Annotated in this window: 11 protein-coding genes; 6 read left to right on the plus strand and 5 right to left on the minus strand. The window is 61.3% G+C overall.

Annotated features, from left to right (window positions below):
• Positions 1 to 136 precede the first annotated feature (136 nt).
• Positions 137 to 1,297, minus strand: coding sequence for a Do family serine endopeptidase AlgW (gene algW / locus ACWNZ1_RS19085; protein ID WP_135843721.1), 1,161 nt, complete (start codon positions 1,295 to 1,297; stop codon positions 137 to 139).
• Between the two features lie 104 nt (positions 1,298 to 1,401).
• Here algW and ACWNZ1_RS19090 point away from each other — a divergent pair, with 104 nt between their 5' ends.
• From ACWNZ1_RS19090 to cysN, 3 genes are all read left to right on the plus strand, one after another.
• Entirely contained in the window at positions 1,402 to 2,160 is a 759-nt protein-coding gene (locus tag ACWNZ1_RS19090; protein WP_135843722.1) for a Nif3-like dinuclear metal center hexameric protein, read from the plus strand.
• Between the two features lie 252 nt (positions 2,161 to 2,412).
• Positions 2,413 to 3,330, plus strand: coding sequence for a sulfate adenylyltransferase subunit CysD (gene cysD, locus ACWNZ1_RS19095; protein ID WP_003178041.1), 918 nt, complete (start codon positions 2,413 to 2,415; stop codon positions 3,328 to 3,330).
• Between the two features lie 9 nt (positions 3,331 to 3,339).
• On the plus strand, positions 3,340 to 5,238 hold the full coding sequence (gene cysN, locus ACWNZ1_RS19100) for a sulfate adenylyltransferase subunit CysN (protein ID WP_135843723.1): 1,899 nt from the start codon (positions 3,340 to 3,342) through the stop codon (positions 5,236 to 5,238).
• Between the two features lie 118 nt (positions 5,239 to 5,356).
• Here the strand turns inward: cysN and ACWNZ1_RS19105 are convergent, their stop codons facing one another.
• The 3 genes from ACWNZ1_RS19105 to ACWNZ1_RS19115 are packed head-to-tail and all read right to left on the minus strand — an operon-like array spanning position 5,357 to position 8,762.
• Positions 5,357 to 6,265 (minus strand): acyltransferase, encoded by a 909-nt coding sequence (locus ACWNZ1_RS19105; RefSeq protein WP_456027806.1) that lies wholly within the window; start codon positions 6,263 to 6,265, stop codon positions 5,357 to 5,359.
• On the minus strand, positions 6,266 to 8,365 hold the full coding sequence (gene pta / locus ACWNZ1_RS19110; protein ID WP_135843725.1) for a phosphate acetyltransferase: 2,100 nt from the start codon (positions 8,363 to 8,365) through the stop codon (positions 6,266 to 6,268).
• A 58-nt stretch (positions 8,366 to 8,423) separates the two neighbouring features.
• Positions 8,424 to 8,762: a DUF3565 domain-containing protein gene (locus ACWNZ1_RS19115; protein ID WP_135843726.1), complete on the minus strand. Its 339-nt coding sequence runs from the start codon at positions 8,760 to 8,762 to the stop codon at positions 8,424 to 8,426.
• On the opposite strand from ACWNZ1_RS19115, the gene ACWNZ1_RS19120 reads away from it, so the two are divergent.
• From ACWNZ1_RS19120 to ACWNZ1_RS19130, 3 genes are all read left to right on the plus strand, one after another.
• Positions 8,731 to 9,216, plus strand: coding sequence for an FKBP-type peptidyl-prolyl cis-trans isomerase (locus tag ACWNZ1_RS19120; protein ID WP_003178049.1), 486 nt, complete (start codon positions 8,731 to 8,733; stop codon positions 9,214 to 9,216). The genes ACWNZ1_RS19115 and ACWNZ1_RS19120 overlap by 32 nt on opposite strands.
• 113 nt (positions 9,217 to 9,329) lie before the next feature.
• The gene (locus ACWNZ1_RS19125) at positions 9,330 to 9,812 is read left to right on the plus strand and encodes a glutathione peroxidase (RefSeq protein WP_135843727.1); all 483 of its coding nucleotides are present in this window, start codon (positions 9,330 to 9,332) and stop codon (positions 9,810 to 9,812) included.
• Between the two features lie 203 nt (positions 9,813 to 10,015).
• A complete protein-coding gene (locus ACWNZ1_RS19130; protein WP_135843728.1) occupies positions 10,016 to 11,119 on the plus strand; it encodes an NADH:flavin oxidoreductase in 1,104 nt (367 codons plus the stop codon).
• A gap of 118 nt (positions 11,120 to 11,237) precedes the next feature.
• On the opposite strand, the gene ACWNZ1_RS19135 is transcribed toward ACWNZ1_RS19130, so the two are convergent.
• On the minus strand, positions 11,238 to 12,434 hold the full coding sequence (locus ACWNZ1_RS19135) for a glycosyltransferase family 4 protein (protein WP_135843729.1): 1,197 nt from the start codon (positions 12,432 to 12,434) through the stop codon (positions 11,238 to 11,240).
• Positions 12,435 to 12,463: the final 29 nt, after the last annotated feature.

Consider the following 12,463-nt stretch of genomic DNA (forward strand, 5'->3'; position numbering starts at 1 on the left):
ATAGAAACAATATAACACTACTAATGAGAATTTATGCTATCTATAATTTCAGGATAAGTAGAGCCGGACGCTGTTTCTGTGGCAAGGGAGCAAGCTCCCTCGCCACAGGGGATTTTGGAAGGCTGTTATGACCGGCCTACTGTTCTTCCTTCACCGCCACCGGTGCCGGCGGTGGGCGCAGGCCTATTTCCGCGGTGAGCTTGAGCTCCTTGCCATTGCGCATCACCTGGATGGTGACTTTGTCGGTGGGCTTGATCCGCGCCACCTGGTTCATCGAGCGGCGACCATCGCCGGCCGGTTCGCCGTCGATGCTCAGGATCACGTCGCCCAGTTGCAGGCCGGCTTTTTGCGCCGGGCCGTCGCGGAAAATCCCCGCCACCACGATCCCGGGACGACCGGAGAGACCGAAGGATTCCGCCAGTTCCTGGGTCAGCGGCTGCACTTCAATGCCCAACCAGCCACGAATCACTTGGCCGTGTTCAATGATGGACTTCATCACTTCCATGGCCAGTTTCACCGGAATGGCGAAACCGATGCCCTGGCTGCCGCCGGACTTGGAGAAGATCGCCGTGTTGATCCCGGTGAGGTTGCCGTTGGCATCCACCAGCGCACCGCCGGAGTTGCCGGGGTTGATCGCGGCATCGGTCTGGATGAAGTCTTCGTAGTTGTTCAGGCCCAACTGGTTGCGCCCGGTGGCGCTGATGATACCCATGGTCACGGTCTGGCCGACGCCGAACGGGTTGCCGATGGCCAGGGTCACGTCGCCGATGCGGATGCTGTCGGAGCGGCCGATGGTAATGGCCGGCAGGTTCTTGAGGTCGATCTTCAGCACCGCGAGATCGGTTTCCGGGTCGCTGCCGATCACCCGGGCCAGGGTTTCACGACCGTCCTTGAGGGCTACCACGATCTGATCGGCACCGCTGGTGACGTGGTTGTTGGTCAGGATATAACCTTCCGGGCTCATGATCACGCCCGACCCCAGGCTCGACTCCATGCGCTTCTGCTTGGGCGAGTTGTCGCCGAAGAAACGCCGGAATTGCGGGTCTTCGAACAGCGGATGGCTGGGTTTGTTGATGACCTTGGTGGTGTACAGGTTCACCACGGCCGGCGCGGCGGTGGTTACGGCATCGGCGTAGGACACCGGCCCCTGTTGCACCGCCTTGGTTTGCGGCGCCTGCTGCAAGTTGACGTCGAGGCTCGGCAGCCCGACCCATTCCGGGTAACGCTGGATAATCAGTAGAGCGACAAGCACGCCGGCCAACAGCGGCCAGCCGGAAAAACGCAGCGCCTTGAGCATTAAGCACGTCCTACAAAGGTTGCAGGCGGGATGAGACCGCCCATAATGACGCGCATTATACGAGGCCGCGCGCGCCTCTGAACGGGATATTTAGGAGTCTTTTCATGGCCGTAGCCCTGAGCACCCTGGTCGAAGAAGCGGACCGTTACCTGGCAAGCAGCCGGATTGCCGATTATTGCCCCAATGGCCTGCAGGTCGAAGGCGCGCCCCAGGTGACGCGCATCGTCAGTGGCGTCACCGCCAGCCAGGCGCTGCTCGATGCCGCCGTAGAGGCCGACGCCGACCTGATACTGGTGCATCACGGCTACTTCTGGAAGGGCGAGAACCCCTGTGTCACTGGCATGAAGCAGCGTCGCCTGAAAACGTTGCTCAAGCATGACATCAGCCTGCTGGCCTATCACTTGCCGCTGGATCTGCATGCTGAGGTGGGCAACAACGTGCAACTGGCCCGCCAGTTGGACATCACCGTCGAGGGGCCGCTGGATCCGGAGAATCCCAAGATTGTCGGCCTGGTCGGTTCCCTGTCCGAACCGATGACGCCCCGGGATTTCGCCCGCAAGGTCCAGGAAGTCATGGGCCGCGAGCCGTTGTTGATCGAAGGCGAGCAGATGATCCGCCGGGTCGGCTGGTGCACTGGCGGCGGCCAGGGCTATATCGATCAGGCGGTGCTGGCCGGGGTGGACCTGTACCTCAGCGGCGAGGCATCGGAGCAGACCTTCCACAGCGCCCGGGAAAACGGCATCAGCTTCATCGCCGCCGGGCACCACGCGACTGAGCGCTACGGTGTGCAGGCATTGGGTGATTACCTGGCGCGACGCTTTGCCCTGGAACACATCTTTATTGATTGCCCGAATCCAATCTGACTAACGCTGAACTGAATGTGGGACCGGGCCTGTGGGAGCAACGCTTGCTCGCGATGACGTCGGCACATGCAACACTGCTATCGCGAGCAAGCTTTGCTCCCACAGAGTCTACGCGCAACGCCCGAACCACCAGGCATATCCATATGCTGTTTCGATCTAGTTGGCGCCCTGATTAGAAGAGGTCGCTGTGCTAGGATTCCCCGCTCGAACACGGCCCGCTGGCCGTTCATAAGAAAGTTTTCGTGAGTAGCCATGGTCGACAAACTGACGCATCTGAAACAGCTGGAGGCGGAAAGCATCCACATCATCCGCGAGGTGGCCGCCGAGTTCGATAACCCGGTGATGCTGTACTCCATCGGTAAAGACTCCGCCGTGATGCTGCACCTGGCACGCAAGGCGTTCTTCCCCGGCAAGCTGCCGTTTCCGGTGATGCACGTCGACACCCGCTGGAAATTCCAGGAAATGTACAAGTTCCGCGATCGCATGGTCGAAGAGCTGGGCCTGGACCTGATCACCCATGTGAACCCGGACGGCGTGGCGCAGGGCATCAACCCGTTTACCCACGGCAGTGCCAAGCACACCGACATCATGAAGACCGAAGGCCTCAAACAGGCTTTGGACAAATATGGTTTCGACGCAGCGTTCGGCGGTGCCCGTCGCGATGAAGAGAAATCCCGCGCCAAGGAGCGTGTGTATTCGTTCCGCGACAGCAAGCACCGCTGGGACCCGAAGAACCAGCGCCCGGAGCTGTGGAACGTCTACAACGGCAAGGTCAACAAGGGCGAGTCGATCCGCGTATTCCCGCTGTCGAACTGGACCGAGCTGGACATCTGGCAGTACATCTACCTCGAAGGCATCCCGATCGTGCCGCTGTACTTCGCCGCCGAGCGTGAAGTGATCGAGAAGAACGGCACGCTGATCATGATCGACGACGAGCGCATCCTCGAGCACCTGTCCGACGAAGACAAAGCCCGCATCGTCAAAAAGAAAGTGCGTTTCCGTACCCTTGGCTGCTACCCGTTGACGGGCGCGGTGGAGTCCGAGGCTGAAAGCCTGACGGACATCATCCAGGAAATGCTCCTGACGCGAACTTCCGAGCGCCAGGGCCGGGTCATCGACCACGATGGCGCAGGCTCGATGGAAGATAAAAAACGTCAAGGTTATTTCTAAGGGGTTGTCATGTCGCATCAATCTGATTTGATCAGCGAGGACATCCTCGCCTACCTGGGCCAGCACGAGCGCAAAGAGCTGCTGCGTTTCCTGACCTGCGGTAACGTCGACGACGGCAAGAGCACCCTGATCGGGCGCCTGCTGCACGACTCCAAGATGATCTACGAAGATCACCTGGAAGCGATCACCCGCGATTCGAAAAAAGTTGGCACCACCGGTGATGACATCGACCTGGCGTTGCTGGTCGACGGCCTGCAGGCCGAGCGCGAGCAAGGCATCACCATCGATGTCGCGTACCGCTATTTTTCTACCGCCAAGCGCAAATTCATCATCGCCGATACCCCGGGCCATGAGCAGTACACCCGCAACATGGCCACCGGTGCGTCCACCTGTGACCTGGCGATCATCCTGGTAGACGCCCGCTACGGCGTGCAGACCCAGACCCGTCGCCACAGCTTCATCGCCTCGTTGCTGGGCATCAAGCACATCGTCGTGGCCATCAACAAGATGGACCTCAAGGACTTCGACCAGGGCGTGTTCGAGTCGATCAAGGCCGACTACCTGAAGTTCGCCGAAGGCTTGAAGATGAAGCCTACCAGCATGCACTTCGTGCCGATGTCTGCCCTCAAGGGCGACAACGTGGTGAACAAGTCCGAGCGCTCGCCGTGGTACACCGGTCAGTCGCTGATGGAAATCCTCGAGACCGTGGAAGTGGCGGGCGACCGCAACTTCACCGACCTGCGTTTCCCGGTGCAGTACGTCAACCGTCCGAACCTGAACTTCCGCGGTTTCGCCGGCACCCTCGCCAGCGGCATCGTGCACAAGGGCGACGAAGTGGTGGTACTGCCGTCGGGCAAGAGCAGCCGGGTGAAATCCATCGTCACCTTCGAAGGCGAGCTGGAGCATGCCGGTCCTGGTCAAGCGGTGACGCTGACCATGGAAGATGAGATCGACATCTCCCGTGGCGACCTGCTGGTGCATGCCGACAATGTGCCGCCGGTGACCGACAGCTTCGAAGCGATGCTGGTATGGATGGCTGAAGAGCCGATGCTGCCGGGCAAGAAATACGACATCAAGCGCGCCACCAGCTATGTGCCGGGCTCGATTGCCAGCATCGTCAACAAAGTCGATGTGAACACCCTGGAAGAAGGTCCTGCCAGCGCGTTGCAGCTCAACGAAATCGGCAAGGTGAAGATCGCCCTGGATGCGCCGATCGCCCTGGACGGTTACGAGAGCAATCGCACCACTGGCGCGTTCATCATCATCGATCGCCTGACCAATGGCACGGTCGGTGCCGGCATGATCGTCGCCCAGCCGCTGGCTCACGGCAGCAGCACGCACCACGGCAAACTGGCCCATGTGTCGGTGGAAGAGCGCGCCCAGCGCTTCGGCCAGCAACCGGCCACGGTGCTGTTCAGTGGCCTGTCGGGCGCTGGCAAAAGCACGCTGGCTTATGCGGTGGAACGCAAGTTGTTCGACATGGGCCGTGCGGTCTTCGTCCTCGATGGCCAGAACCTGCGCCATGACTTGAACAAGGGCCTGCCACAGGACCGTGCCGGGCGTACCGAGAATTGGCGTCGGGCGGCCCACGTCGCGCGTCAGTTCAACGAAGCCGGCCTGCTGACCCTCGCCGCGTTCGTTGCGCCGAATGCCGAAGGGCGTGAACAGGCCAAAGACCTGATCGGCCGGGAGCGTCTGCTGACGGTCTACGTCCAGGCCTCGCCAACGGTCTGCGCCCAGCGTGATCCGCAAGGGCTGTACGCCGCTGCTGGCGACAACATCCCGGGCGAATCCTTCCCGTACGACGTGCCGTTGGATGCCGATCTGGTGATCGACACCCAGTCGCTGACGCTGGAAGAAAGCGTCAAGCAGGTACTGGATCTGCTGCGCAAGCGCGGGGCGATCTAACCAACGCTGCTGTCAGTAAAAAGCCCGCAGGTGAGCAATCATCTGCGGGCTGTTTCATTTATCTGGACTTCAACGCGGTCAACTGTGGGAGCGAGCAAGCCCGCTCCCACAGGGGAAGTTAGTGGCGGTCTGGATACTCGCGATGCATCTGCGCAAGCAACGCATCCTTGTCCTGCCACAACTGGTTGATCCAGCCCTGGAACTCCAGGCGATACGCCCCGTCCTGGTCGTAGTTTTTCCCGATGAACTGCGGCGGGATCGGCAGTTCCTGGAAATGCACCACCACCTCATCCACGTTGCCGCAGAGCAAATCCCAATACCCCGGACGACCGCCCGGATAATGAATCGTCACGTTGATGATCGACTCCAACTGCTCACCCATGGCGTCGAGCACAAACGCGATGCCCCCGGCCTTGGGCTTGAGCAGGTAGCGAAACGGTGACTGCTGCTGGGCATGCTTGCCCTCGGTAAAGCGTGTGCCTTCGACGAAGTTGAAGATGCCCACCGGGTTGTTGCGAAACTTCGCGCAGGTCTTGCGGGTGGTTTCCAGGTCTTTGCCTTTCTTTTCCGGATGCTTCTCCAGGTAAGCCTTGGAGTAACGCTTCATGAACGGGAAGCCCAGTGCCCACCAGGCCAGGCCGATCACGGGCACCCAGATCAGTTCCTGCTTGAGGAAGAACTTCAACGGGCGGATGCGCCGGTTCAGCACGTACTGCAACACCATGATGTCGACCCAGCTCTGGTGATTGCTGGTGATCAGGTACGAGTGCTGGTAGTCCAGGCCTTCCAGGCCGCTGAGGTGCCAGCGGGTGCGGCGCAGCAGGTTCATCCAGGCCTTGTTGTTGCTGATCCAGGCTTCGTGGATGTGGCCCATCAGCCAGTCGGTGCAGCGCTGGGCGGCGGGGAAGGGCAGTAGCAGTTTGAAAATCGCCACGATGAACAACGGCGTGCAGCAGGCGATGGTGTTGAGCGCCAACAGCAGCGAGGCAATCACGCCGCGCAGTGGGGCAGGCAGGAAGTCCAGCATTTAAGTATCCATGGGTCGGTTGGCGGCTTGGATCGCGGTCAGGGCGATGGTGTACACGATGTCGTCGACCTGGGCGCCGCGCGGCAAGTCGTTCACCGGTTTGCGCAGGCCTTGCAGCATCGGCCCGAGGCTGACGCAATCGGCGCTGCGTTGCACGGCCTTGTGGGTGGTGTTGCCGGTGTTCAGGTCCGGGAAGATGAAGACCGTCGCGCGGCCGGCCACCTGACTGTTGGGTGCCAGTTGCCGCGCCACGGTTTCGTTGGCGGCGGCGTCGTATTGCAGTGGGCCGTCGATCAGCAAGCCGTGTTGCGCTTCATGGGCCAGCAGGGTGGCTTCGCGGACTTTCTCCACTTCCTCGCCACTGGCCGACTCGCCGCTGGAATAGCTGAGCATCGCCACCCGTGGCGTGATGCCGAACGCGGCGGCCGAGTCAGCGCTTTGCAGGGCGATTTCCGCCAGTTCCGCCGCGCTGGGGTGCGGGTTCATCACGCAGTCGCCGTAGACCAGTACTTCCTCAGGGAACAGCATGAAAAACACCGAGGACACCAGGGAGCAACCCGGTGCGGTCTTGATCAGTTGCAGGGCCGGGCGGATGGTGTTGGCGGTGGAGTGAATGACGCCGGACACCAGTCCGTCCACCTCATCGAGCGCCAGCATCATGGTGCCGATCACCACGGTGTCTTCCAGTTGCTGCTCGGCCATTGGCGCGTTCAGGCTCTTGCTCTTGCGCAGGCGTACCATGGGTTCGACGTAACGCTCGCGAATCGAATCCGGGTCGAGAATCTCCAGCCCTGGCGGTAATTCGATGCCTTGGGCGCGGGCTACGGCCTCGACGTCGGCCGGTTTGGCCAGCAGCACGCAACGGGCGATGCCCCGGGCCTGGCAAATGGCGGCAGCTTGTACGGTCAGCGGTTCGCTGCCTTCAGGCAGCACGATGCGTTTGTTGGCGGCCTGGGCGCGCTGGATCAGTTGATAACGGAATACCGCGGGCGACAGGCGCATTTCCCGTGGTGTGCCGCAGCGCTGATGCAGCCACTTGGCGTCCAGGTGGCTGGCGACAAAATCGGTGATGATCTCGGCGCGTTCGCGGTCGTCGATCGGGATTTCCTTGTTCAGGCCGTTGAGCAGGTTGGCGGTGTCATAGGAGCCGGTGCTCACCGACAGTACAGGCAACCCGGCCTGCAACGCGCCGCGACACAGGTCCATGATGCGCGGGTCGGGCAGCGTGTCGCTGGTCAGCAGCAGGCCGGCCAGCGGCACGCCGTTGATCGCAGCCAGGCTCACCGCCAGGATGATGTCGTCGCGATCGCCGGGGGTCACCACCAGCACGCCGGGCTTGAGCAGTTCCACGGTGTTGCGCATGGTGCGGGCGCAAATGATGATGTTGCTCATGCGCCGGGTCTCGTAGTCGCCGGCATTGAGCACTTGCGCGCCCATCAGGTCGGCTACGTCGCGGGTGCGCGGGGCGTTGAGTTCGGGGCGGAACGGGATGCAGCCCAACAGGCGGAAATCGCCGCTGCGCAGCAGGGGCGAGTGTTCCTTGAGGCGTGCGGAAAACGCCTCCATGCTTTCGTCGGTGCGGACCTTGTTCAGGATTACCCCGAGGACTTTCGGATCTTTCGGCCCGCCGAACAACTGCGCCTGCAATTCCACCCGACCGGACAGCTCGGTCAGCACTTCGTTTTCCGGGGCCGACACCAGGATGACCTCGGCGTCCAGGCTCTTGGCCAGGTGCAGGTTGACCCGGGCGGCGTAACTGGCATTGCGGGTCGGGACCATGCCCTCGACGACCAGCACGTCCTTGCCGATGGCGGCCTGTTGGTAAAGGGTGATGATTTCTTCCAGCAGTTCATCGAGCTGGCCGTCGCCAAGCATGCGCTCGACGTGAGCCAGGCCCAGGGGTTGCGGCGGCTTGAGGCCGTGGGTACGGGCCACCAGTTCAGTGGAGCGTTCCGGCCCGGTATCGCCGGGATGGGGCTGGGCGATGGGTTTGAAAAAGCCGACTTTGAGCCCGGCCCGTTCGAGGGTACGCACCAGCCCGAGGCTGATGGAGGTCAGACCCACACCAAAATCGGTGGGCGCGATAAAAAAAGTTTGCATGCGGATTCTCTAAAGGTGCATGGCAAGGGCGAGGCTATAACTGCCGTCTACCGTCAATTCAGTCGCCAAGGTTATCGCTAACCGGGGCCTGTGCGCACCAGCCGCAGTCAAAGGACTGGCCTATTTTTTCAAGACGTTGCGCCGGGTCCAGCACCCAGGCCCGGGATTGCCACGGTGGCTGGTGGCGCAGGTGCTGGGTGTGGCCGCAGGACAGCTCGGCTACCCAATGCCCATCCTCGTCCTGGTGGAAACCGGTGACCGTCGGTCTGTTCGAGCAAGCCCGTTTGTCCGGGTTCCGTTCGCTTTCGGGCAAATCCTTGTTTAGACTTGTCCGTTCTTCATTCTTATGCAAAAGGTCTCGCCCCATGCTGATCGCCGCCAATAAGGCTGTCTCCATCGACTATACCCTGACCAACGACGCTGGTGAGGTCATCGACAGCTCTGCCGGCGGCGCTCCGCTGGTCTACCTGCATGGCGCAGGCAACATCATCCAGGGTTTGGAAAAAGCCCTGGAAGGCAAAACTGTCGGTGACGACCTCGACGTTACCGTTGAACCGGAAGACGCTTACGGCGAGTACTCCGCCGAACTGGTCAGCACCCTGAGCCGCAGCATGTTCGAAGGCGTGGATGAGCTGGAAGTAGGCATGCAGTTCCACGCATCGGCGCCCGATGGCCAGATGCAAATCGTCACCATCCGCGACCTGGAAGGCGACGATGTCACGGTTGACGGCAACCACCCGTTGGCCGGCCAGCGCTTGAACTTCAAAGTCAAGATCGTCGACATTCGTGACGCCAGCCAGGAAGAAATCGCCCATGGTCACGTCCATGGCGAAGGTGGCCATCACCACTGATTTGTGCGCTACGCTCAAGTGAACTGGAAAGGCGCCATGCGGCGCCTTTTTAGTCGGTTGCTGTTAGCATCATCCGTGGCTGTTTCGAAAAGATCGCAAATCTGGAGTTCGTCATGAGTGCTTTTCACGACCTTAAACTCAAAGCCCTGGATGGTCAGGAGCTTGCTCTGGCGCCTTTCAAGGGGCAAGTCGTGCTGGTGGTCAACGTCGCCTCCAAATGTGGCCTGACGCCGCAGTACGCTGCGCTGGAAAATCTCTATCAGCAATACAAGGCCAAAGGCTTTACCGTCCTGGGCTTGCCCTGCAATCAGTTCGCCGGGCAGGAACCTGGGACCGAGCAGGAAATCCAGGAGTTCTGCAGCCTCAACTATGGCGTGACGTTCCCGTTGTCCAGCAAACTGGACGTCAATGGTCATGATCGTCATCAGTTGTACCGCCTGCTGGCGGGCGAGGGCGCGGAGTTTCCCGGGGACATTACCTGGAACTTCGAAAAATTCCTGCTCGGCAAGGACGGTCGGGTGCTGGCGCGTTTTTCGCCGCGCATGGCGCCGGATGATCCTGTCGTGATCCAGGCGATCGAAAAAGCGTTGGCCTGAAAGCTAGCCAGCAACCCTGTGGCGAGGGGATTTATCCCCGCTGTGGGAGCAAGCTCCCTCGCCACAGATGTTGCGTTTGGGCCATCGCCTCTCCGCTTTCTTCTGATCCTTAATCACCCAAATCAATAGTGCTACCCAGCACTCGGCACTCCCAATATTATCCTCGTCATATCGACCTGCGACTTTGTCCCGTGGAGTGCCTCATGCCTGTAAAAGCCCTGTTCAAACCCTTCCACCTCGGTGCGTTCGAGCTGCCGACCCGGGTAGTGATGGCACCGATGACCCGTTCTTTTTCGCCGGGCGGCGTGCCAAATGCCAAGGTGGTCGAGTACTACCGTCGCCGCGCGGCGGCCGGGGTCGGCCTGATCATCACCGAGGGCACCACCGTCGGGCACAAGGCCTCCAATGGTTATCCGAACGTGCCGCATTTCTATGGCGAAGCGGCGCTGGCCGGTTGGAAAAAAGTGGTTGATGCCGTGCACGCCGAAGGCGGCAAGATCGTTCCGCAGTTGTGGCATGTGGGCAGTGTGCGTCGCACCGGGACCGAACCCGATGCCAGCGTGCCGGGTTATGGCCCGACCGAGAAGCTCAAGGACGGCCAGGTCGTGGTTCACGGCATGACCCAGGCCGATATCGATGAAGTCATCGCCGCATTCGCCCAGGCAGCGAAAGACGCCCAGAGCGTCGGCATGGACGGCGTGGAGATCCACGGCGCCCACGGCTATCTGGTCGACCAGTTTTTCTGGGCGGGCAGCAACCAGCGCACCGACGGTTACGGCGGCAGCCTGGCCAATCGTTCGCGCTTCGCGATCGAATTGATCCGTGCCGTGCGTGCAGCGGTGGGCGAAGGCTTCCCGATCATTTTCCGTTTCTCTCAATGGAAACAGCAGGATTACACCGCGCGCCTGGTGCAAACCCCGGAAGCCTTGGGCGAGTTTCTCAAGCCGTTGTCCGACGCCGGTGTGGATATTTTCCACTGTTCGACACGGCGCTTCTGGGAGCCGGAATTCGAAGGCTCCGAGTTGAACCTGGCCGGCTGGACCCGCAAGCTCACTGGCAAGCCCACCATCACCGTCGGCAGTGTCGGTCTGGATGGCGAGTTCCTGCAGTTCATGGTCAACACCGACAAAGTCGCACAACCGGCCAGCCTGGAGAAACTGCTGGAGCGCTTGAACAACGATGAGTTCGACCTGGTGGCAGTGGGGCGTGCGCTGCTGGTGGACCCGGACTGGGCGCAGAAAGTGCGTGAAGGGCGTGAGCAGGAGATTCTGCCGTTCAGTCGTGAGGCGTTGATGACGTTGGTTTAAGCGGCGCCTTCCAGGGCCTCATCGCGGGCAAGCCTTGCTCCCACAGGATTATCAGTTGTTCACAAGTAATGTGTTCACTGAAGATCCATGTGGGAGCAAGGCTTGCCCGCGATGCTTTTCAGCGTGGCGACACTGCTTGCGGCAATGGTAATTCGCTCTGACAAACCCCGCGCAACTGCGCCTCGAACTGCTCGATCACCGACGCCCAACCCTGGCGACTGGCATGCTGGCGCGCATTGAGCCGCACGCAGCGCAGCGCCTCGCGCCCCTCCAGCAGCCAACGGGCTGCGTCGCAGAAGGCTTCTTCATCCCCTGGCATCGCCAGCACACCGTTGTAGCCATGGCGGATATGCTGCGCCGCCGCGGCCTGATCGTAGGCCACCACGGCCAGTCCGGACGCCAGCGCTTCCAATACGACATTGCCGAAGGTTTCGGTCAGGCTCGGAAAGACAAACACATCCCCGGACGCATAATGGCTGGCCAACGCCTCGCCACGCTGGGAGCCACAAAAGATCGCGTCGGGCAGTGCGTGTTCCAGCGCGGAGCGCAACGGGCCGTCACCGACCACGACCAGTTTCAGCCGCCGCTGTGGGAAAGCGCCGCACAGCGTGTCGAAACTGCGCTTGAGCAGCCCGAGGTTTTTTTCCTGGGCCAGACGCCCGACATGGATCACCGCGATGTCGTCATCGCCCAGGCCCCAGGCTTCACGCAGGCTTGCCGAGCGTTTGACCGGATGAAACAGCTGACTGTCCACACCGCGGGACAACAGCGCTACGCGTTCGAAATGGCGCCGCTCCAGTTCCAGGCGCTGGCTGAGGCTGGGTACCAGGGTCAGGCTGGAGCGGTTGTGGAACCAGCGCAGGTAATGGGTGAGCACGCGACTCAACAACCCGAAGCCGTACTGCTGGGTGTATTGCTGGAAATTGGTGTGGAAACCGCTGACCACCGAGATGCCCAGGCGCCGCGCCGCGCGCAACGCCGACAAACCCAGCGGGCCTTCCGTGGCGATGTACAGCACGTCCGGGCGATGACGTTTCCAGCGCCGCAACAGTTTGTGCACCGAAGCCTGGCCCCACTGCAAACCCGGATACCCCGGCAGCGGCCAGCCCCGGCACAACAACTGATCGTCACTGGCCTGGCGTGGGTCGCCGGCCTGGCGCGGTCGTATCAGTTCCACCTGGTGGCCGCAGGCGCGCAGGCCGTCGTACAGGCGGCCAAGAGTATTGGCCACACCGTTGATTTCCGGCGGGAAGGTTTCAGTGACGAGGGTGATGTGCAGGTGTGTGGTCATGACCCCAGTGTCGACCGGGGCCATTTCGTCATTGTGACGCCAGGATGATGGAT

The sequence above is a fragment of the Pseudomonas sp. CFBP 5748 genome (assembly GCF_053850495.1).